The sequence below is a fragment of the Flavobacterium sp. genome (assembly GCF_028689845.1).
Classification (GTDB): Bacteria; Bacteroidota; Bacteroidia; order Flavobacteriales; family Flavobacteriaceae; genus Flavobacterium.
Window position 1 is genome coordinate 211,539 of sequence record NZ_JAQVCH010000001.1, and the last position, 22,971, is coordinate 234,509.

20 protein-coding genes, 1 tRNA gene and 1 pseudogene are annotated in these 22,971 nt (G+C 30.6%); 15 read left to right on the forward strand and 7 right to left on the reverse strand.

Going from position 1 to position 22,971, the window contains the following annotated elements:
* The first annotated feature begins 116 nt into the window (after nt 1-116).
* Nucleotides 117-187: transfer RNA gene (locus tag PHR76_RS00750), tRNA-Cys, on the forward strand.
* 610 nt (nt 188-797) lie between these two features.
* On the opposite strand, the gene PHR76_RS00755 is transcribed toward PHR76_RS00750, so the two are convergent.
* From PHR76_RS00755 to rnr, 3 genes are all read right to left on the reverse strand, one after another.
* Nucleotides 798-1,481 (reverse strand): LysE family transporter, encoded by a 684-nt coding sequence (locus PHR76_RS00755; RefSeq protein WP_300057511.1) that lies wholly within the window; start codon nt 1,479-1,481, stop codon nt 798-800.
* Between the two features lie 88 nt (nt 1,482-1,569).
* Nucleotides 1,570-2,238 (reverse strand): head GIN domain-containing protein, encoded by a 669-nt coding sequence (locus tag PHR76_RS00760; protein ID WP_300057257.1) that lies wholly within the window; start codon nt 2,236-2,238, stop codon nt 1,570-1,572.
* Nucleotides 2,239-2,341: 103 nt separating this feature from the next.
* Nucleotides 2,342-4,519: a ribonuclease R gene (gene rnr / locus PHR76_RS00765; protein ID WP_300057260.1), complete on the reverse strand. Its 2,178-nt coding sequence runs from the start codon at nt 4,517-4,519 to the stop codon at nt 2,342-2,344.
* A gap of 291 nt (nt 4,520-4,810) precedes the next feature.
* Between rnr and PHR76_RS00770 the strand changes: the two genes are divergently transcribed.
* Nucleotides 4,811-5,047 carry a DUF2007 domain-containing protein gene (locus PHR76_RS00770; protein ID WP_300057263.1) on the forward strand — a complete coding sequence of 79 codons (237 nt, stop codon included), beginning with the start codon at nt 4,811-4,813 and terminating at the stop codon, nt 5,045-5,047.
* A gap of 574 nt (nt 5,048-5,621) precedes the next feature.
* Here the strand turns inward: PHR76_RS00770 and PHR76_RS00775 are convergent.
* Nucleotides 5,622-6,770 (reverse strand): lycopene cyclase family protein, encoded by a 1,149-nt coding sequence (locus tag PHR76_RS00775; RefSeq protein WP_300057266.1) that lies wholly within the window; start codon nt 6,768-6,770, stop codon nt 5,622-5,624.
* Nucleotides 6,771-6,994: 224 nt separating this feature from the next.
* Here PHR76_RS00775 and rpiB point away from each other — a divergent pair, with 224 nt between their 5' ends.
* On the forward strand, nt 6,995-7,426 hold the full coding sequence (rpiB, locus tag PHR76_RS00780; RefSeq protein ID WP_300057269.1) for a ribose 5-phosphate isomerase B: 432 nt from the start codon (nt 6,995-6,997) through the stop codon (nt 7,424-7,426).
* Between the two features lie 13 nt (nt 7,427-7,439).
* Nucleotides 7,440-8,345: a cation diffusion facilitator family transporter gene (locus tag PHR76_RS00785; protein WP_300057271.1), complete on the forward strand. Its 906-nt coding sequence runs from the start codon at nt 7,440-7,442 to the stop codon at nt 8,343-8,345.
* A gap of 655 nt (nt 8,346-9,000) precedes the next feature.
* Here PHR76_RS00785 and PHR76_RS00790 read toward each other — a convergent pair.
* Together PHR76_RS00790 and PHR76_RS00795 are read right to left on the reverse strand one after the other, a co-directional pair.
* On the reverse strand, nt 9,001-9,507 hold the full coding sequence (locus tag PHR76_RS00790; protein ID WP_300057274.1) for a TlpA disulfide reductase family protein: 507 nt from the start codon (nt 9,505-9,507) through the stop codon (nt 9,001-9,003).
* Nucleotides 9,508-9,581: 74 nt separating this feature from the next.
* Nucleotides 9,582-10,022 carry a hypothetical protein gene (locus PHR76_RS00795; RefSeq protein ID WP_300057277.1) on the reverse strand — a complete coding sequence of 147 codons (441 nt, stop codon included), beginning with the start codon at nt 10,020-10,022 and terminating at the stop codon, nt 9,582-9,584.
* Nucleotides 10,023-10,401: 379 nt separating this feature from the next.
* Here PHR76_RS00795 and PHR76_RS00800 point away from each other — a divergent pair, with 379 nt between their 5' ends.
* From PHR76_RS00800 to PHR76_RS13115, 7 genes and pseudogenes are all read left to right on the forward strand, one after another.
* Nucleotides 10,402-10,599 (forward strand): helix-turn-helix transcriptional regulator, encoded by a 198-nt coding sequence (locus PHR76_RS00800; protein WP_300057279.1) that lies wholly within the window; start codon nt 10,402-10,404, stop codon nt 10,597-10,599.
* A 114-nt stretch (nt 10,600-10,713) separates the two neighbouring features.
* Entirely contained in the window at nt 10,714-11,760 is a 1,047-nt protein-coding gene (locus PHR76_RS00805; protein ID WP_300057514.1) for a hypothetical protein, read from the forward strand.
* A gap of 189 nt (nt 11,761-11,949) precedes the next feature.
* Nucleotides 11,950-13,074 (forward strand): Fic family protein, encoded by a 1,125-nt coding sequence (locus PHR76_RS00810; RefSeq protein ID WP_300057282.1) that lies wholly within the window; start codon nt 11,950-11,952, stop codon nt 13,072-13,074.
* Between the two features lie 34 nt (nt 13,075-13,108).
* Nucleotides 13,109-14,836 carry an SWIM zinc finger family protein gene (locus PHR76_RS00815; protein WP_300057285.1) on the forward strand — a complete coding sequence of 576 codons (1,728 nt, stop codon included), beginning with the start codon at nt 13,109-13,111 and terminating at the stop codon, nt 14,834-14,836.
* 84 nt (nt 14,837-14,920) lie between these two features.
* Nucleotides 14,921-17,044 carry a Tex family protein gene (locus tag PHR76_RS00820; RefSeq protein WP_300057286.1) on the forward strand — a complete coding sequence of 708 codons (2,124 nt, stop codon included), beginning with the start codon at nt 14,921-14,923 and terminating at the stop codon, nt 17,042-17,044.
* A gap of 50 nt (nt 17,045-17,094) precedes the next feature.
* Nucleotides 17,095-17,247 carry a DUF433 domain-containing protein gene (locus PHR76_RS13110; RefSeq protein WP_366143561.1) on the forward strand — a complete coding sequence of 51 codons (153 nt, stop codon included), beginning with the start codon at nt 17,095-17,097 and terminating at the stop codon, nt 17,245-17,247.
* Nucleotides 17,241-17,405: pseudogene (locus tag PHR76_RS13115) on the forward strand (DUF5615 family PIN-like protein); the annotation flags it as partial. The gene PHR76_RS13110 and the pseudogene PHR76_RS13115, both read left to right, overlap by 7 nt.
* A gap of 109 nt (nt 17,406-17,514) precedes the next feature.
* Here the strand turns inward: PHR76_RS13115 and PHR76_RS00825 are convergent.
* Nucleotides 17,515-17,709: a twin-arginine translocase TatA/TatE family subunit gene (locus tag PHR76_RS00825; protein ID WP_300057287.1), complete on the reverse strand. Its 195-nt coding sequence runs from the start codon at nt 17,707-17,709 to the stop codon at nt 17,515-17,517.
* A gap of 169 nt (nt 17,710-17,878) precedes the next feature.
* Here PHR76_RS00825 and PHR76_RS00830 point away from each other — a divergent pair, with 169 nt between their 5' ends.
* The 4 genes from PHR76_RS00830 to PHR76_RS00845 are packed head-to-tail and all read left to right on the forward strand — an operon-like array spanning nt 17,879 to nt 22,951.
* Nucleotides 17,879-18,748, forward strand: a complete 870-nt coding sequence (locus PHR76_RS00830; protein WP_300057289.1) for a M23 family metallopeptidase — start codon at nt 17,879-17,881, stop codon at nt 18,746-18,748.
* Nucleotide 18,749: 1 nt separating this feature from the next.
* Complete coding sequence (locus PHR76_RS00835) at nt 18,750-20,246, forward strand: GH3 auxin-responsive promoter family protein (protein WP_300057292.1); 1,497 nt, start codon at nt 18,750-18,752, stop codon at nt 20,244-20,246.
* Between the two features lie 38 nt (nt 20,247-20,284).
* Entirely contained in the window at nt 20,285-21,979 is a 1,695-nt protein-coding gene (locus tag PHR76_RS00840; protein WP_300057295.1) for a hypothetical protein, read from the forward strand.
* A gap of 6 nt (nt 21,980-21,985) precedes the next feature.
* Nucleotides 21,986-22,951 carry a hypothetical protein gene (locus PHR76_RS00845; protein ID WP_300057298.1) on the forward strand — a complete coding sequence of 322 codons (966 nt, stop codon included), beginning with the start codon at nt 21,986-21,988 and terminating at the stop codon, nt 22,949-22,951.
* Nucleotides 22,952-22,971: the final 20 nt, after the last annotated feature.

The following is a 22,971-nucleotide window of genomic DNA, read 5'->3' on the forward strand; positions in this document are numbered from 1 at the left end:
TTAATTAGCGTGTAAAAGTAGGTGTAAAGAAATTAAAATTATTCTTTTAAAAATTAAATCTTACTTAAAATTCTTGCAATAGTGTAAAATAAATGTAAATTTGCCTTTCAATACAGGGCGTTGTGGCCGAGCGGCTAGGCACCGGTCTGCAAAACCGTCTACCCCGGTTCGAATCCGGGCGATGCCTCTAAAAACCTTCAAGGAAACTTGGAGGTTTTTTTTATGTGAAATTTTTATAAAAAATTAATTAAATGATACTACAAAACCGTCTACTCCGGTTCGAATCCGGGCGATGCCTCTAAAAACCTTCAAGGAAACTTGGCCGTTTTTTTATGTGAAATTTTTATAAAAAATTAATTAAATGATACTGCAAAACCGTCTAACCTATTTTGAATCCGGCGATACCTCTAAAATCTTCAAGGAAACTTGGCCATTTTTTTATGTGAAATTTTTAGAAAAAATTAATTAAATGACACTGCAAAACCGTCTAACCTATTTTGAATCCGAGCGATGCCTCTATAACCTTCAAGAAAACTTAGCCGTTTTTTTTCTTTCGAACTTGTTTCGGAATCTAATATGAGTTTAATTTAGAAATTGAAATGTGTTCAACTTGTGAAAGTTTGCAGTATGTTTGTCATTCTGACGAAGGAAGAATCTAAGAAAGGTAAGTAACAATTTGAATTTATTTTTTATTTCTATAACACCTAGAAAACATACCTCTGAATTTCATTTTATCCGATTAAAAATTGGCAAAAGAGTAAACAAAATGAAAATTGAATTAATTTCATAATTAGCAGCTACTCCTTCATCATTTCCAATTTTTCTTTAATCATTTCCTTTTCCTTCGGAAAGAAACCTTGAATGATTAAAAAGAAACCAAAAACCATTAAAATGACGCTAATCACGCGTTTTATTTTATAAATAATATAAGGTGTTAATCGGTTTTTTAATTGCTTGGCTAAAATTATTTTAATAATATCCGTAATTAAATAAGTGATAATTATCGAGGAAATAAATAGAATAATCCGATTGGGTTCCATATTCATTTTTGGCCCAAAAACGATAATGATTCCGACCCAAAAGCCCAGCACGCCAATGTTGATAAAATTAAGTAAAAAACCTTTAAAAAATAAACCTAAATAATTGTTTTTTGGAAGTGTATCGGCGGTTAGCTCAGGATTGAGTTTTTTATTTTTGTTGGTTTTCTCTTTAATAAAAGATATCAATCCGAAAAAAAACATAATTACACCACCAAATATAAATAAACTCGGATCGTCTTTGAGTTGTTCTAATAATTGATTCGTACTATAATAAGCAATCAAAATAAAAACAATATCACCTAAAACAACGCCAACGTCAAAAACCATAGCCGCTTTAAAACCCTTGCTGATACTCGTTTCTAATAAAACAAAGAATACAGGACCAATGGTAAAAGCTAGTAAAATTCCCCATGGAATGGCAGCAAGAATATCATTTAGCATTAAAAGTAGTTTCAAATTTTAAGTTTTGGGCTTAACCAAAACTTTATAAATGCTAATTTAAAATTTAAAATTCAAAATTAGCAACTTCTTACTTCATTTCTTTGATATTTCCACCAATTACTGTTTTTTGGTTGATTTGTTTTGGACTTCCATAAATATAGACATCGCCGCCTGCACTCACTCTAGCGTCAACAAAATCGGTTGCAAACACCTCTGCATCACCACCAGCACTCACACGAACTTTGGTTTGTTTACTACTAAATTCTTTCGCTTCTAATTCGCCACCAGAAGTAATGGTAATATCTTGATTTTCTGTGGTTCCTTTTACGGTAACTTTTCCACCAGAATTTAATTTTAAAGTCGCTCTTTGTACTTCTAAAACAATTTTAATTTCTGCTCCTTCTTTGGCACTTATTGAAAAAGCAACTGCTTTAATTGGTGTTTCACTGTTTACATAAGAACCTTCGCTGGCTTCTACATTATCTAATTTTTGATAATAAACGGTTGCTTCAATTGTTTCACCTTGTAATAATTTTTTAAATGGCATTCTGATTTTTAGCTCACCATTTTTATTGATTACTTCGACTTCACTTGCTCTTGTTCCTTTAATTTCGACTTTACTTTCATCGGATGGAATTAATTGAACAGAAATTTGATCAAATACCTTTACACCAGTAAAATCTCCAGGATTTTTAGTCGCATTTTGAGCTAATAAGGAAGAAGAAACTAGAATAAAAATGAAGATTAATTTTTTCATAAGATAATTTTATAGGTTGAATGTTGATTTGGTACAAAAACAATACCAATCCAAAGACTTGAATTAATTTTAAATGTTACAGTTTTGAAAATAAATTTTGGATTTACTCTTTTCTTCTAATAAAATGAAAATCTAATTGTTTTTTGACCAAATCAGCATTTTTTACTTTCACATAGACTTCATCACCTAATTGCAAAATACTTTTAGAAACTTCGCCTACTAAGGCATATTGCTTTTCATCAAAAACATAGTAATCTTCTTTAATTTCGCGAACTCGTACCATTCCTTCACATTTATTTTCGATGATTTCTACATAAATTCCCCATTCGGTTACACCAGAAATTACGCCCAAAAACTCTTGGTCTTTGTGGTCTTGCATGTATTTTACTTGCATGTATTTGATGGAATCACGCTCTGCTTGAGCGGCCAAATATTCCATTTCAGAGGAATGCACACATTTTTCTTCATAGACTTCTTCACTCACACTTTTACCTCGATCTAGATAATATTGCAGTAAACGATGGGCCATGATATCTGGATATCGGCGAATCGGCGAGGTGAAATGCGAATAATAATCGAAAGCTAAACCATAATGACCAATATTTTCTGTAGAATATTTAGCTTTACTCATGGTTCGAATAGCCAGGGTATCTACCAAATTTTGTTCTTTTTTACCATTGACTTCACTCAATAAATTATTCAGGGATTTTGAAATATTTTGTTTTGATTTTAAATCAATTTTATAACCAAATTTTGCAATCACGGTTTGTAAATTAATTAATTTATCTTCATTCGGTTCATCGTGAATTCTGTAAATAAACGTTTTCTTTTGTTTACCAATGAATTCAGCAACTTTTCTATTCGCTAAAAGCATGAATTCTTCAATTAAATGATTGGCATCTTTAGAAACTTTAAAGAAAACACCAATTGGTTCTGCGGCTTCATTTAAATTGAATTTTACTTCCACTTTATCAAATGAAATTGCTCCATGAGCCATTCTTTTTTGTCTAAGAATTTTGGCTAATTCATCTAATTTCAAGGTGGCTTCTACAACTTCTTCTGAAGCTTTAAAATCTTCTCCGGTTAACGAAATAGCAGCAGGAATAATTGCTTGCTTTGTTTCAATAATATGCTGAGCTTCTTCATACGCAAAACGTTGGTCTGAATAAATCACGGTTCGTCCAAACCACGAATTTAAAACTTCTGCTTTAGGCGAAATTTCAAAAACAGCCGAAAAAGTTAATTTATCTTCATTCGGATTTAACGAGCACGCATCGTTACTCAACACTTCTGGAAGCATAGGAACGACTCTATCGACTAAATAAACCGAAGTGGCTCTACTATATGCTTCTTCATCTAAAATGGTTCCTTCTTGCACATAATGCGATACATCGGCAATATGAATTCCTATTTCATAATTTCCGTTCGCTAATTTTTCAAAAGATAAGGCATCATCAAAATCTTTCGCATCTTTTGGATCGATGGTATAGGTAAATGTTTTTCGCATGTCGCGGCGACTATCAATATCGGCCTGAGTTACCTTTGTATCAATTTTACTTGCAAATACTTCTACTTCAATTGGAAAATCATAGGGTAAACCATATTCGGCTAAAATGGCATGAATTTCGGTATTGTGTTCTCCTGGTTTTCCTAAAACTTTGACTACAGAACCAAATGGTGAATCAGCTTTTGTTGGCCAATCTTCCATTTTTACTAAAACGACATCGCCGTGTTCTGCCTCGCCAATTTTATTTTTTGGAATAAAAATGTCAGTGTACATTTTGGTATTTGCCGTCGTAACAAAAGCAAAATTCTTTTGAATGTCTATCACACCCACAAATTCTGTTTTGGCTCGTTCTAACACTTCTAACACTTCTGCTTCTGGCCTTCTGGAGCTTCTACGGTTGTAGATATAGGCTTTGACTTTATCGTTATCTAAGGCGTGGTTTAAATTGATAAAAGGTACAAATACATCTTCTTCCAATTCATCACAAACAAAATAGCCTGTTTTACGCGAAGTCATATCGATGGTTCCTTCATAGTATTCCGCTTTGGAAACCATTTTGTATTTACCATTTTCTGATTCGTGAATTTTATCTTGTGCTTTTAAAATTTTTAAATCACGAATGATTTCGTTTCTACTTTTGGTATCACTTAATTCTAAAAAAGCAGCAATTTGTTTGTAATCAAAGGATTTGCTTGGCTCTTTAGACAGAATTTTAAAAATTTGTGCGGTAAAATCTTTATTTTTTTTTCCTATTTTTCTAGGTTGCTTACTCATAATTCATTTCTAATAAAGTTGAAAATTACGAAGAAGATTTCAAAAAATAGAAAATTACGAAAAGATTTATCTTAAAAATATCGTTAGTTTTTTATAAATTGTTCCGTAATCTTTTGTGTTCCATCTCGAAGACTAAGAAAATAAACACCTGTTTTAATAATCACCACTCTTTATTAAAATGAAGAAATCATGCGTATTTTGATAATAGATTTATCTATTTTTAAAAATTATCGTCTAACATAAAAAGTATTTAAAAAACCAACATTCACTATCTTTATAAAAATTTGATAAATGAAAGAGTTCATCACCGTTGCAATTTTTAATTTACCTTCAGAAATTGCAGTATTAAAATCAATTTTAGAAAACGAAGGAATTCCTTATTTTTTTGAAAATGAAACCATTGTTTCGATTGATCCTTTTGCGAGTATTGCTTATGGCGGTATTAAACTAAAAGTGCATCCAAGCGACGTAACACTTGTTCAACAAATTTTAGATAACTTGGATAGTCATTTACGAATTGTTGAATGAAATGAATCCAAACAAATTTAAAAATGAAATAAAGTTGTCAACATTCATTAAAAACAAAAACAAAAAATCTTTAAATAAATTTATTTCATGGTGGTTATTATAGCCTGTTAATTTGTACTAAAACTTTCTACTTTTAAAACTTGAAATGAATTTAGACTTAGTTTTACAAATTTATCAACAGCTTATTGTTGAATTAAAGAATTGATACTGATGCTTTTTTTACTTCTTATCAACAGTTGTTAACATCCAAAAAATAGTGAATTAGCGGCATAAGTTTTTCTATTTTAATTGTTGAAAACTAACACTTACTAGTTGATAAATTTTATGTAAATAAATCTAACTAAAGTAGTTTATTTCATTTCAATTTTTGATTAGAAAAAATTTCTTAACTTCTTCAAAATACTTCTTAAATTCTATCTTGATTTATTAACAATCAATGTTAATTTAAGTTAACCTCACTATCAAGCGATTAAGGAATTCTATTAACAATGCTATTATTTAACAATTTAATTTAGTTAAAAAATTGATTATCAATATTTTATGATACTATTCTATTTTAATACTTGTTTATTACTCAAACCAATTTCCATAAAGCACGAAAAGTTGCTTTTATAAATAACCACTTTGGTAATTGTAACATCACTTTTAAATCAGAATAAAAAGTACCTTCTTCATTCAAGAAAATAAAGATGTCTTGAATTTTATTTTTTTGAAAGAGCATCCCAAAAATTTCTGCTCCTCTTTCATTGTTTTTATATAATACTTCCAACAAGATTAAATCGTAGAACCAATACCGATTTCGTTTTGAAAACTGATTTAACTTTTTATTGGTTTTTAAAAATGAAACGAGATCTTTTGATTTTTTTACACTATTATAAAAAGTAAAACCAGTACTCGCTTTGGTCCATCCGCCAGCAGTGCCAATAAATAAAACACGAGACGTATTTTGTGAATCAAACCGAAAGCAAGACATCGGAATATTGCCCGATTCTTTCTCACTAATTTCATAATCTGTAATTCCTCTATTTTTTAAATAGCGAGCTATTTCTTGTTCATAAACTGATTTTTCTAATAATTTTTCAGAAAATAAGGTATATTCAAACAAGGCTTCATTTGGAGAAGTGGGCAAAACATACATAAATCGTGTATTTCTTTTTTGTTCTATCGTAAAATCCATAAATTTCACTACCGTATCATCAAATAATGGCTCTTTGCTTTTGATAAACCAGCCTACAAAATGTTGTTTTAAATACGGATATTTTGTTTGATGTAAAAGTCGCTTTGCATCAAACAAACTAGTGAGTAAAAAGGAAGCGGTGTAATTCGATTGTTTACCTTGCACCAAAACAGACTCGAAATTGGTTTGCCAATCGATAATCTCATCTGTAAACAAACTAAAATTACTTTTTTGAGCGATCAAATCATAAACCAAATCATAAAAATCTTTACTCCGAATCATTTTATAAAAAAATGGATTCATGTTGAAAACGGCTTCAAAATCATGATTTCCAATAAAAGCAGTATCCCATTTTTTGGATAAAATAGTAGTAAACTCGCCATTTTCCTCTTCCCAAAAACACCAGGTGCGGTCGTTTTTATTTTTAAGCTCTTTATCAATAATCGCAATGGATTTATTATCAAACCAAGGGTCATTTGCCATTCGATAAGCGGTGAGTAATCCAGCTAAACCAGAACCAAGAAGGATATAATCGTATTTTTTCATATAGATAATAGACTGCTAATTTGCTATTTTATTTAATCAATGAATCAGCGGTAAAAATTAAAATGTATTATTAAATTTTTTAAAAATCGATTCCAGAATAGGGAAGTGCGGTCCAAAAAACAATGGATTATCATTAAAGTAACAAACCTGACCGTTAAATTTCATCCTTACCTTATTGATTTTGATTATTTTTGTAAAGATAAAAAATAACAACACAACTACTCATGAAAATAGCCATTGGAAATGATCACGCTGGTCCAGACTACAAAAAAGCAATTATTGAATTTTTAGAAAAACAAGATCACGAGGTCATCAATTACGGAACCGACTCGGAGGCAAGTGTGGATTATCCTGATTTTGGTCATCCCGTTGCTATTGATGTTGAAACTAAAAAAGTAGATTTCGGAATCGTGATTTGTGGCAGCGGAAACGGCATTGCAATGACCGTTAATAAACACCAAGGCGTTCGTGCTGCTTTGTGTTGGACCAAAGAAATTGCCGAGTTAGCACGACTACATAATGACGCCAATGTGATTAGTATTCCAGCTCGATTTACCTCAATTCCGCAAGCGGTTGCCATGGTTGAAACGTTTTTAAACACTGCATTTGAAGGCGGAAGACATCAAAATCGTGTCAATAAAATTGCTTGTCAATAAATCTAAAAACTAAATGTCCACCAATCCCAAAATCCATAAGCATCATGTAGAAGGAAAGAATTTATTCTATTCTATTCTGCTTAATTCTGTGATTACTATTGCCCAAGTTATTGGCGGAATCATTTCGGGCAGCTTAGCGTTGATTTCGGATGCGTTGCACAATTTTTCGGATGTACTTTCTTTAATTTTTAGCTTAGTAGCTCATAAATTATCCAGAAGAAAAGCTTCTACAAGTCAAACTTTTGGATTCAAGAGAGCGGAACTAATTGCTGCGTTTATCAATGCTTCTACGTTAATTATTGTAGCTTTTATTTTAATTTATCATGCGGTATTTAAATTAATGAAACCTGAGCCAATTGACTCCGATTTGGTTATTTGGTTAGCCTTTTTAGGAATTGCGGTCAATGGGTTTTCTGTTTTATTATTACGAAAAGATGCGGCTCATAACTTAAACATGAAATCGGCTTATTTACATTTATTAACCGATATGATGGCTTCTGTTGCTGTATTAACTGGTGGATTATTAATGAAATATTACCAAATTTATTGGGTTGACAGCGTGATGACCTTGCTTATTGCCGCTTATCTAATTGTTGTTGGTTTTGATTTATTTTTAAAATCTACCAAAATGCTAATGCTTTTTACGCCAGATTATTTAGATATTAAAGAAATTGTTCGCGAAGTGCATAAGATTGAAGGAGTAAGGAAGTTGCACCACATTCATGTGTGGCATTTAAATGAAGAAGAATTGCATTTGGAAGCTCATTTGGATTGTGCTGAAAATATCAAAATGAGTGAATTTAATAGTTTATTAGACGAAATTGAAGAAGTACTTTATGAAAAATTCAACATCAATCATGTGAATATTCAACCCGAATTTCAAAAAGTGGATCCAAAAGATTTTATTGTGCAGGATTAGTTTTTTATAAGAAGTTTCAATTTTCCTATATAATTATCTAATAAACTTATTTATATCAGCATAAATTTTTTCATAAGTCAAAAACTTAGATACATAAATAATATCAGCATTTTTATTAAATAAAATTAAATTATCAGAGCCATAAATTATTTCAGACTCATATTTTTCATTGATTAATTCTTTGATAAAACCTTGGAAATTTTTATAATTTGATTTTTTTACCGTTTTAACAATAATTTCACCAAACGAATAATTAAATAAATATCCTTCAAAATTATATTTTTCTTTAAATTTATTTTTAAATTTTTGTAAATCAGCATTTCGATCTTTTGAAAGAATAATGATTAATAAGTTAATATTATTAACATGAGTAAACTCAATTATATTTTGGAAATTCTTTTACACAAGGAGCACACCAATCGGTATATGTATAGATTATACTAAACTCTTTATTAGAATTTTTAATAATTTCTATTATCTCATTTTCAGTTACTTTATCCTCAACCTTAGTATTTTGTGAATTTGTAAAACCATAATTGAGACAAAAAAGCATTATAAATAAATGTTTCATATTTGAAGAATATTTTATTTTCATACCTTTTTTACCAAAAAAAAATTTTTACAATGTGAAAGTAAAAGGAAAAAAACATAATGCCTATTTATTTTCATCAATAAATTTTATGATTTCAATTAAATTTACTTTGCCATCGAATCGTTTTAATATTTTTCCATTTTTAAGAACAATTGTTCTTGGCAGTTCATCAATTATTATAGTCTTATTATCATTAAAAAAATCTTTTAGTGATTTTTTATATTTATAGTCGACAACAGAAGTTTCCTCCCAAGAGAAATTATTTTTAGTATGAGCCTCAATAGCTTTTAGTGTATCTTTATCATAAGAAAAAGATATAAAATTTATTTCTGTAGGATACTTCTTTTTTAGATTATTTAATAAAGGAATTTCCTCAAGGCAAGGTTTGCACCATGACGCCCAAAGATTGATTACAACTAATTCTTCTTTTTTAATAAAATTCGAATAGGTATAACTGTTTTCAACGTCATTATTAAAATTATATTCTACATTAAATTTATCATTATTTAATACAAAAAACAAACTTGTAAAGAATAGTATTAAAAATATAATAATTATAGTTTTTTTCATTTTTATGATATTTGTTAATGTTTAGTTATACCATCATCAAATTTTTTGATGATGGTATTATAAGGATTTTAAATTTATGAAGGATTGATAATAATGTTAACTTTTATAAATCTACCATTACTTCCATTTTCAATATTATATTCACCGTCAACCACTTTAAAAGTTTGCCCTTCATCTGAACCTATAGAACTTTTACTTATCTTTATTTTGGTAAGTTTTTTTTGATTAATTTCATCCAAAACACTTATATCTAGTTTTTCTACATCAATATAACCAAAATCTTGAATATTTTGCTTTGTTCTATTTCCCCAAGAGCAGTCATATTTTGGAGAATGAGCTGAAGTACTCCAACAACAGACAGTGGTACTAACCGAAATAATACCAAAACTTATACCAACATCAAAACATCTTACTTTAAAATTTTCTTTCTTGACTTCAATTTTCTTTAAATCTTCTTTAGCAGAAACAAAATGTCCAATTAAAATAAATAGTAAAATATAACAATTCTTTTTCATAATTTTGTATTTATTAAGTTAATGGCAGTCTTACTATGTCGTCGAAAACATTTTAAAAGTAAGGCTGCTTTTTTTTGTTTGTTTACTCGTTCAAATTGTTGTTTAACAAACTTCAATATACAACAACTCGTTTCTAAAAAGTACCCACAAAAAACTAGAAAAGCATTTTTTGTTTAGTGTTACAAGTGGATGGTTAGTCCTTTTAAACCCTTATAAATTTAATTATTCCAAATGTAAGTAGTTAAAAATGAAAAACCTAGTCAGAATCTGACTAAAATCAACACCCAAAATTTGTAGGAATCATTTTTTTTTTTTCTACTTTTGGAAGGCCAAAAACATATTAGCCAAAAACATTTAATTCATGTTTTAATTCAGTGCTATGTCATCCAATACCTTACAAAAAATCCGTAAATTTAGAAATGAAAAAAATTTGTCACAAGAAGTTGTGGCAGAACAAATTGGTTGCTCCCAAAGTCTTTATGCCAAACTCGAAAACGGCAAAGTAAAGATTAGTTTAACGACGCTTCAAAAAATAGCCACCGTTTTAGGGGTAAATATTTCAACATTACTCGATTGAAATTAATTTTATTTGCTCAGAATTTCAAAAAGTGGATCCAAAAGATTTTATTGTGCAGGATTAGTTTTTATATCCTACTAAAAAAAGCTATATTTCAGTACAATAAAAACCATGATGAACGAAGAAAAACCACAATTTAAGAAACAATATTTTCCAATTAATGCCAATTTGAAAAGCTATCTCGAAAAGTACAAGCGATTGACCAAAACCACAATTTTTTATGATGATTTGCTTCGTTTTCAAGGAAGTATTGCTGTTTTTGACAAAGACAATAAAGATACGCTGTGGGTTCGTCTTTTTTATAACGAATTTGAAAAAGTTGAACTTGATACAAGCTTAAAAAAAATATACACCTTGTTGCATTCGGATGGAGATGAAGGTAGCATGGAATACTTAAACGTCGATTATATTGATTTTTGCACGTTTGGAAATTCAAAGCCATTTCGGGTTAAAATTAGAAATATTTTAAACGATAATTACACGCATTTTTACATCAAAAAAGCAGATGCTTCTCGAATTTTCGGTTTAGAATTAGAACATATTATTTCACCTAATAGCATCAATTTTTTAGTTTTTGAAGATACCTTGATCGAGGAACATATTGTTGGCATTCCGGGCGACATCTTTTTAGAAACTAACTTAAAAGAATGCACCGAACATGAAAAAACACAAATTGCCAAAGAGTTTGTAAAATTTAATGAACGTTGTATGATTGGGCTTTTGGGCGACATGCGTTCGTATAATTTTGTGGTTATTCCGATTTATGATTTTGACCAACGTATTTTTAGAATTAGAGCCATCGATTTTGACCAACAAAGTTATGAAGGCAGTTTTAAATTGTATAAACCGCATCTTTTTAAAGAGAATTTTAAATTTTCGGAATTGGTGCAAAATAAATTAAATCCAAAATCAATTGTTCAATATCAAATAGAAGAACGTTCCATCATTGTAAAACGTTTAATCGACACCAAAACAAGATTTAAACGATTAATTGACGCCATGAAAGCAACTAAATTAGCACCACTTGAACATATTCAACAACTGCAAGATGAAATTTATGAAGTTACGTTAGACATTGAATTCAAAAAAGCCAATTCGATGGGCGAAATTGTTCAAGCCGCCCTCAACTTTATGATTAGAAATTATAAAGTGGAAGATTAGAAATAAAATTTACTGAACTTAATTCAGCATACAATGAACCAAATCCAATTCATAGAAACAGTAAAATGTAAAATTAAATCACTTGTTATTATAAATAAAATAGATTTTCTAAAATAAGCTACCTTGTTATTATATATTTTTGTTAAATTATAAAATAAGACTATATTTGTTATCATAAACAGCGTAAAAATGAAACACTTTACAGCAGGTTATTCTCAAAACCAAGGATATTATAGCAGTTTTCAACCTAATTTCATCAATAGAAAATGGCTGTTAGATGATATGGAAATACAACAACTACTTTCAAAAGCGGACAGGCAAATTGGCCGTTTGGATATGTATTCAGAATATATTCCAAATATAGATATGTTTATTAGTATGCACGTTTTGAAAGAGGCAACACAAAGCAGTAAAATTGAAGGAACACAAACTAATATTGAAGAAGCATTACTAGATATTGAAGATATTGGTTTCGACAAAAGGGATGATTGGGAAGAAGTTCAAAACTATATTGAGGCAATGAATAATGCTATCAAAAAATTAGAAAAGCTACCTTTTTCTTCAAGATTAATAAAAGAAACGCACAAAACTCTTTTACAAGGTGTGAGAGGGAAAAATAAATTACCAGGAGATTTTAGAACAAGTCAAAATTGGATAGGAGGTGCTTCTGTTGCCGATGCAACATTTATTCCACCCATTTATTCTACTATAAACGAATTAATGAGTGATTTAGAAAAATTTGCCCATAATGAAGAGTTTTACATGCCCGACTTATTAAAAATTGCATTAATTCATTATCAATTTGAAACAATTCATCCTTTTTTAGACGGAAATGGTCGAGTTGGTCGCCTACTGATAACGTTATATCTGGTAGATAAAACCATATTAAAAAAACCAATTCTGTATTTATCTGATTTTTTCGAAAGAAACAGACAATATTATTATGATAATTTAATGAACGTAAGGACAAAAAATGACTTAAAGCAATGGTTTAAATTCTTTTTAGTTGGCATAATTGAAACAGCTAAAAATGGAATAGCAACTTTTGATGCAGTGTTAAAATTAAAAAAAGAAGTTGAAGAAAAAATACAAAAAAATAGAAGTAGAACAAATCATTTATTACTTATTATGGAATTTTTGTATCAAAAACCAATTGTTAATGCCAATAAAATTGTCGAAATAACCAAAGTTTCTCAAGCAACTGCCTATAAAATTTTAGATGAATTAGAAGCCATGGAAGTTCTAAAAGAAATAACAGGAAGCAAAAGAGGAAAAACCTATATGTTTGATCATTATATTAAACTTTTCAGTTAACAATGCATGTAAGTTTCACAATTTAAACAATAAAATGACACTATTAGATTTTGAAAAACAAATAGACACAACCATTTTAAACCGTGGGAAAGATTATTTCAACAGTGAAAGTATCGATTATTTAGAACAAATTGAAAAAGGATATTGGGTAGCAAACGTAGTTGGAAGTGACGATTATAATGTAGAAATCTGGATTGAAACCAAAAATACGATTAAAAAATATGCATGTGACTGTGCATTTGATCAAGGCGGCGTGTGTAAACATATTGTTGCAGTTTTATATGCTATTTCAAAAACACACACAATAGAATTAAAATCAGAAACTACATCAAAAAAACTAACTTTTAATACAATATTAAAAAATATTGAACTAAAAGATTTTCAAGAATTTGTGTTGTATTATTCTAAAAAAAACAGAGATTTTAAGCAGGAATTTGAATTCTTTTTTACTCAAAAAAGCACATCGGTTGATATGGAAAAAGTGTATGCCGATAGGATAAAAAGCATTATTAAAAAACACACTTCAAGAGGTTTTATAGATTATTCTTCTTCAAATAGATTAGGAAAAGAACTTGATTCGCTTTTAGAAACTGCAAATCAAAATGTTATTAAGAAAAATTATCGAGATGCAGTAGTTACCTATCAAGTAATTATCAAAGAAGTAAGCAAGGTTTTTGAATATTGTGATGATAGCAATGGTTATATTGGAGGCTGTGTTGAGTCAGCAATTAACGAATTAAATAAAGTGGTAAATGCGCCAGTCTCATTTGAATTTAAAGAGAAAATGTATGAGTTCTTTACTAATGAATTGAAAAAAGAAATTTATTTTGATTATGGAGATTTTGGTTATCATCTTGTAGAAGCTTACGAAGATTTTTGTATCGCTACTCAAAAAACGGATGCGTTTTTAGCATTTTTAGAAACAAAAATTCAATCAAACAAAAATGATGATTATGAGAAAAGGTTTTTAATTCAAAATAAAATTTCTTTTTTAACCAGGATTGGAAAACAAGATCAGGTTCTAAGTTTAATTCAAGAAAACCTTCAAATTCCAGAAATTCGAAAATTAGAAGTGGAAAAAATGATTAAAAAACAAGAGTATAAAACTGCAAAAAAGTTGATTGCCGATGGAATAAAAATTGCCGAAGAAAAAAAACATCCAGGAACAGTTTCTGATTGGGAAAAAAGACTTTTGGAAATAGCTATTTTAGAAAAAGATATTGAAAAGGAACGATTTTTTTCTCAAAAATTTGCATTTGACCGTGGCTTAAATACTACTTATTACCAACAATGGAAAAATACTTTTTCAAAAGAAAATTGGACTAAAACTATTGAAGAATTAATTTTAGGGATTACAAATTTGATTAACAAAAAAAACAAAAAAAACAATTATTTTGGAAAAGAGCATCTATATGCCGATTTGCTTTATCATTTAGGACCTATTTATGTTCAAGAAAATTATCTGGATAGACTTTTACTTTTGGTTCAAAAACAAGATAAAATTTCTAACGTTTTGTCATATTATTCACATCTTAAAATCGAATATCCTCGCGAATTACTTGATAAACTTATTCCGCTTCTCGAAAACGAAGCAGATAGAAGTTCATCAAGGAGTGGGTATAATGAATTAGCAAGAAAAATGAAGTCAATTATAAACGATTATCCAAAAGATAAGGAAAGAATTCTTGAAGTCGCAAGAAAATTAAAACAGAAATATCCTCGTCGTCCAGCAATGTTAGAAGAGCTTAATAAATTGTTTTAGTTTCCTGCAAGGTTTGCAAAACCTTGTAGGTATTATCATCAACACTTCATGACTAAATATTAAAGCAAAATTATTACAAACAAAATGAACCAAATCCAATTCATCAAAACAGTTGTAAACACTGTTGATAAAAATATTGAAGCTACTTTACAATTACTTTCAGAAGATTGTACGATTCCGTTTATTTCACGGTATCGAAAAGACGTAACCGGAAATTTAGATGAAGTACAAATTGAGAATATTGCCAAACTTTCCAAGCAATATGACGAAATCGTCAAACGAAAAGATTCCATTCTAAAAACAATTGAGGAACAAGGCCAATTAACTTCAGAATTAAAATCAAAAATTCAAAACAGTTTCGATTTACAAGAAATTGAAGATTTGTATTTGCCTTATAAAAAGAAGAAAAAAACCAAAGCCGATGTTGCTCGTGATAACGGATTAGAACCATTAGCAAAAATTATAATGGCTCAAAATTATAATGAAATTGACTTTGAAGCCTCAAAATTTATTTCCAAAAACGTCGTAAACGAAGAGGAAGCCTTGCAAGGAGCAAGAGACATTATTGCCGAATGGATTAATGAAAATATTTTTATAAGAAAAAATCTTCGTCGCCTTTTTCAAAGAAAAGCTACTGTAACTACAAAAGTGGTTAAAAAGAAAGCGGAAGAAGAAGATGCTCAAAAATTCAAGCACTATTTTGATTGGTCAGAACCCATTTCAAAAGCACCATCGCATCGATTATTAGCCATGCTTCGTGCCGAAAATGAAGGTTTCATTAAATTAAAAGTCGAAATTGATAACGAAGAAGCGATTGATTTCATAGAAGAAAATACGCTAAAAGGTAGAAATGCATCTACGGAACAAGTCAAAATTGCCATCAAAGACAGTTACAAACGCTTATTAGAACCAGCAATTTCAAACGAAACCTTACAAGAAGCCAAAGCAAAGGCTGATGCTAAAGCGATTGAAGTTTTCGCTGGAAATTTAGGCCAACTATTATTAGCTCCACCTTTGGGAGAAAAACGAATTTTAGCCATCGACCCAGGGTATAGAAGTGGTTGTAAAGTCGTTTGTTTGGATGAAAAAGGAGATTTGCTTTACAACGAAACGATTTATCCACACACACCTCAAAACGAGTCCGGCATGGCGATGAAAAAAATCCGTTCCATGGTCAATGCCTATACTATTGAAGCAATTTCTATTGGAAATGGAACGGCAAGTCGGGAAACGGAATTTTTCATCAAAAAAATTGCTTTTGATAAACCCGTTCAAGTATTTGTTGTTTCAGAAGCGGGTGCATCGGTTTATTCAGCCTCAAAAATCGCACGCGAAGAATTTCCAAGCTATGATGTCACTGTTCGTGGTTCCGTTTCGATTGGTCGACGACTTTCTGATCCATTAGCGGAATTAGTAAAAATCGACGCCAAATCCATTGGCGTTGGGCAATACCAACACGATGTTGACCAAACCAAACTAAAAGAAGAATTAGATAATACCGTCGTTCGATGTGTGAATTCTGTTGGAATAAACATCAACACGGCAAGTAAATCGTTGTTGAGTTATGTTTCTGGAATCGGCGAAAAAATGGCCGAAAACATTGTCGCTTATCGTTCAGAAAATGGTCCATTTGAAGATAGAAAACAGCTCAAAAAAGTACCACGATTAGGCGAAAAGGCGTACCAACAAGCTGCGGCATTTATCCGAATTAAAGATGGAAAAAACCCGTTAGATAATTCAGCCGTGCATCCAGAAGCGTATAAAATTGTCGAAAAAATGGCAAAAGATTTGAAAATTTCGGTAGAAGATTTAATCGGAAATAAAGAAAAAATCAGCCAAATAAAACTAGAAAACTACATCACAACTGAAATAGGAATTCTAGGATTGAAAGACATCGTAAAAGAACTAGAAAAACCAGGTTTAGATCCTAGAAAATCGGCTAAAGTTTTCGAATTCGATCCCAACGTAAAAACCATAAAAGATTTAAGAACAGGTATGATTTTACCCGGGATTATCAATAATATCACCGCTTTTGGCTGTTTTGTAGATGTTGGCATCAAAGAAAGTGGCTTGGTTCATATTTCTCAACTAAAAGATGGTTTTGTTTCCGATGTCAACGAAGTGGTCAAATTACACCAGCATGTGCAAGTCAAAGTAGTAGAAATCGACGAAGAACGAAAACGAATTCAGTTGACGATGGTGTTGTAAATAATTTGTATTTGAGTAAAATACTATCATCGAGTAAAATCGGCTAAAATATTACCAAACATCCTGAAATTAGAAACGGAAAACCTTGTATTATAAACACAAGAATAACTATTTCAGATATTTTATCGTATTTGGCATTAGGAATGACGATAGATGAAAACTTGTCTTGGCGTTTGGTTAAAAATTATCTAACGCTTTTTTAAAAGAAAATCACGTTTCTTCTTTATCAATAAGTCAACCAGCGTCGGATGTTTCAATTTGGAATTATGCAAAAGAAGAAGGTTATACAATTGTAAGTCAAGATGATAATTTTGAAAAAATAATCCATTTAAAAAAAGCACTACCAAAATTTATTTATTAGAACAATTTTCATTCAAAAAATTATCCAAGAAGTTATAAAAAACAAAAAATCCCAAATTGCAACACAAAAGTATTGGAATTTGGGATTTTATAATTTGGAATTTTCTAAATTATTTCTCTTCCTCTTTTTTAGAGTCTGCAGGTTGATCTTCTTTAGCGGCATTTTTAAATTCTTTAATTCCGCTTCCAAGTCCTTTCATTAATTCTGGAATTTTTTTACCTCCAAAAAGTAATAAAATCACTACGATGATTAATCCAATTTGCCAAGGACCTACCATACCTAAGAATATAGCTAATGCATTCATATATTTTAAATTGAGACCACAAAGGTAAAAATAAAAAGCGTACTTGTTTCTATTCCTAACAATTCTTAACTAAAATCTGCGTTAAAATGAACTATTTTTAATTAAAACAGTCTAATTCACGCTTTTCAACGTAGGTTTAATTCCTATATTTGTATACTAAAATTCAATTATGGCTGGAAAACGACTCAAAAGACAGCGACTTAAAAAGCAATTGTTCACAAAAAACAGGTTGGTTATTTTGAATGAAGAAACCTTTGAGGAAATTTTTTCACTAAAATTGAACCTTATGAATGTTTTTGTGGTGTTGACTATTTCTGCCATTCTATTAATTTCTATAACCACTTATATCATTGCTTTTACTCCTTTACGGGAATTTATTCCAGGTTATGCATCCAATAAGTTAAAAAAAGATGCGACTATTTTAGCTGTAAAATCTGATTCTTTAACGGTTGAAATTCAAAAAAACGAATTGTACATTGCTTCCATCAAAAAAATACTGACCGGCGACTTAGAATATGCAAAATTTAATAAAGATTCTATTTTAGCTTCTGAAAATCCTGCGAATTCAAAATTAAATTTGAACCCCACTCCTGAAGAGAAAAAACTGCGGGAACAAGTTGCTTTAGAAGATAAATACAACCTTTTTGAAAAAGCCCAATCTAAAGTAAACTTGGTATTATTTCCGCCTGTTCGCGGACATATTACCGAGAAATACAATTCAAAAAATAACCATTTGGCAGTTGATATTGCGGTGGCAAAAGATACGCCAATTAAATCGGTGGCTAACGGAAGCGTCGTCTTTGCAGAATGGACACCTTCAACGGGAAATGTTATCATTATCAAACATAGAGACGCCATTTTATCAGTTTATAAACACGCTGCTTCTTTAACTAAAACCCAAGGCGACGTAGTGCGAACAGGCGAAGTTATTGCTTTAGCGGGCTCAACGGGTAAAGAATCCACCGGAATTCACCTCCATTTTGAATTATGGAAAGACGGTTTTGCCATCGATCCTTCCCAATTTATAGATTTTGAATAATATGAGTATCAAAGCAATCGCCGCTAAGTTATTAGCCAAGAAAATAAATTCAGATACCCAAAAATGGGCTTCTAACCCTGTCGAAACACAACAAAAAGTTTTGGCTAGTTTGATTAAAAAAGCGGCAGAAACGAATTTTGGAAAAGACCATGATTTTGCAACTATTAAATCACATTACGATTTTGTTTCCAAAGTTCCAGTGCGAGATTATGAGGCGTTAAAACCCTATGTTGATTTGGTTGTAGAAGGAAATGAAAACATTTTATGGCCAGGAAAACCAGTTTATTTTGCCAAAACTTCGGGCACTACTTCGGGAGCAAAATACATTCCGTTAACAAAGGAATCAATTCCCTTTCATATTCAAGCCGCTCGAAATGCTATTTTGAGTTATATTCACGAAACAGGTAAAGCCGATTTTGTCAATGGCAAAATGATTTTCTTGCAAGGAAGTCCGATTTTAGAAGAGAAAAACGGCATCAAACTGGGAAGACTTTCAGGAATTGTGGCTCATTATGTGCCAAACTATTTACTTAAAAATAGAATGCCTTCGTGGGAAACGAATTGTATTGACGATTGGGAAACCAAAGTCAATGCCATTGTAGAAGAAACTTTTCATGAAAATATGACGGTAATTTCAGGCATTCCAGCTTGGGTTCAAATGTATTTTGAAAAATTACAGCAAAAAGGAAATAAAAAAGTAGGCGACTTGTTTAAAAACTTTCAGTTATTTATTTACGGCGGCGTAAATTATGAACCTTATCGTGCTAAATTTGAAAATTTAATAGGAAGAAAAGTTGATTCCATTGAGCTTTTTCCAGCTTCTGAAGGTTTTTTTGCTTACCAAGACAAACAAACTGAAAAAGGAATGTTACTTTTATTAAATTCAGGTATGTTTTATGAATTCATTAAAGCAGATGAATTCATATCAAGTTCGGAAACGTCAGAATCCAAACGGTATACCATTGGTGAAGTAGAATTAGGGGTGAATTATGTACTTATAATTTCGTCTAACGCTGGGCTTTGGGCTTATAATATTGGTGATACGATACAATTTACAAGTCTAAAACCGTATCGCATTATCGTTTCTGGTCGAATTAAGCATTTTATTTCTGCTTTTGGCGAACATGTTATTGGAAAAGAAGTGGAACAAGCTTTAAAAGAGGCGATGCAAAACACAGCAATTCGTATCAATGAATTTACGGTGGCACCTCAAATTGCTCCAGAAACGGGTTTACCTTATCATGAATGGTTTATTGAATTTCAAAATGAACCTGCTGATTTGGAAGAATTTGCTTTAAAAATTGACCAAGCCATGCGAATTCAAAACGCATACTATGAAGATTTAATCGTCGGAAAAGTGCTTCGAACGGTTGTCATCACCAAAGTGGAAACGAATGGTTTTCAAAAATATATGAAATCCATCGGTAAATTAGGCGGTCAAAACAAACTGCCCCGATTGAGTAATGATAGAAAAATGGTTGAGAAATTAATGCAATGATAAAAATTGTACCTTTGCGGGTTATAAATTAGAATTTAATGAAAGAAATTAAAAATATATCGCGTTCACGAGCTCAAGAATCTTCTGCAGCAATCGAACGATTATACATTACGATACGGCATTTGTTTAACCGAGGTTTTTATAAACCAATGGGAATTTCTGGCGAAACCTTGCGAGAGGCTTTACTACAATTACGACCGGAAATTTATGGCTCTATTGCTGGAGAGAAAGTAGAACTCAATGGTTTATTATATGTAATTGAACGTTTACCTGTTGGAATTGAAGAATGTCGATACATTAATTTAACGTCTGACGAAGGTTATTCAAAATCGCATTTTCAAGCTATTGTTCCTCCAAAAAGAAGAAGAAATTGTTACCGTATTGACGAAGAACAAATGAATATTGAAATCACTAGAGGTCGCTCAGATATCTATGATATTTTAACGCATTTGACCTTTATTTTTATCGAATCGCATAAAATTAAAGACAGAATCTTATTAGATGAAAATCAATACGAAGTAACGAGAGATTGGCAAAAAGTTGAATATTATGCTTTACAATCAAAAAAACTAAGTCAAATTGATAAGGAAAAAGCTATTTCTCACGCTTCAAATGTATTAGGTCGAAGTTTTTCAGAAGTTTTGGCCATCTATGATTCGTTTGGAACAACCGATAAACCAGACCGTTTTTTACACGTGATTTATTGGTTAGGAAAATTAGCCTTAGAAGAGATTGTAGAAAACAATAAACGAACCATTACGTTCAGTCCGATTTTACGAGAACGACTTGGGCATCACATTCACGGAGAAATTTGGGCTACTCAAATTAAAGATATTTTAAAGAAAAACGATTTATTAGAACGTCCCATTCACATTATCAGCGCAAATATGCACAGTGTGATGAATTCTATTTTTGCAACTCATGTTTTAAAAACTAAATTTAAAGAAAAATCAGATTTCTTTATTTTTGAGGAATTAAGCAAATCAGGTGCAAATGATGTGCGAAATAAAGTGGAAGAAGTGGCCTTAAAATCAGGAATGATTTCGGTTTTAGATCAATCAGGAACTAATATTGATGTGCAAATTTTTGACACCGCAAAAATAGATTTTTCTAAAACAGCATTTCCATCCGCACAACTTGTCGACCAAAAACCAGTGCTTATCGTAATGGATTATGCTTTTGGCGAACAAGCTTATGAAACGATTGATGAATTATTAAAACCGTATAAAGAAGGTAAAAGTAAAGTAACATTTTTAAACGTCGCTTCCGTTTCTATTATGGGAAAAGCAGGTATTTTGCAAGGTGGAAAAGGCGATATAATGATTCCATCTGCACATATTAATGAAGGAACAGGCGATAATTATCCATTTCAAAATGAATTAAATGCAGCCATGTTTGAAGGAAATGGAATTCCTGTTTTTGCAGGACCTATGGTTACAGTTTTGGGAACTTCGTTACAAAATAAAGATTTGCTAAAATTCTTTCACGAATCTACTTGGGGCGTAATCGGATTAGAAATGGAAGGTGCATATTATCAAAAAGCAATACAGTCGGCTTCTAAAATTAGAAAAAGTATACCAGAACATGTTAAGGTTCGCTATGCTTATTATGCTTCAGATAATCCGTTAGAAACAGGCAGCACGCTAGCTTCAGGCGGTTTAGGAACTACCGGAGTTAAGCCTACTTATTTGATTACAATTAAAATATTAGAACAAATTTTTAATTCAAAATAGAAAATTATGAGCTCAAACTCATCTGCTGACCAGGAAATTGATTTAGGTCAAGTATCCAGAAAAATTGGAAAAACGTATAATTCTTTTTTAAATTGGATTTTTAGAGGGATATTATTTGTTAAACGAAACCTTATTTTGATTGTCATTTTGTTTGTAATTGGAGCAGCTTTAGGCTTTTATTTAGATAAGAAAAGCAATTCGTATGACCATCAAATTATTGTCAATCCAAATTTTGGAAGTACCGATTATGTCTATGCCAAAATTGATTTATTGCAATCTAAAATTAAAGAAAATGATACTGTTTTCTTAAAAGGAATAGGAATTCAAGATACAAAAAAAATCAAGACAATTAAGATTGAACCAATTGTAGATGTTTATCGGTTTATTGGGAATAGTACCGAGAATTTTGATATGATTAAATTATTAGCAGAAAATGGCAACATTGACAAAATTGTTGAAAATAAAGTAACGAGTAAAAACTATCCTTACCATACGATTTCTTTTTCCACGTCTAAACTTTCATCTAACGAAAAAACAGTTAATCCTATTTTAAATTTTTTGAATGACAGCGATTTTTATCAAGCCGTTCAAAAAGAATATGTCAATAATGTTAATGAAAAAATGAAAGCAAATGATTCTATTATTTCTCAAATTGATGCGTTAATGAATCAGTTTAAAAATAGAATTAGTGGCAGTCAAAGCGATAAATTAGTCTATTATAATGAAAATACGCAACTTAACGATGTGATTCAAACCAAAGATAAACTAGTTCGTGAACAGGGTTTATTGCGAATTGATTTAGTAAGTATTGATAAAATAGTGAAAGCAAACAGTTCTATTTTAAACAATAAAAATACAGAAGGAGCAAATGGTAAAATGAAACTAATCTTACCTATTTTCTTTATTTTATTGCTAATGATTTTCACTCGATTTAAACGTTTTTATCTAAATCAATTGACAAAAACAGTCTAAACTTAGAAGTTATTCGAATA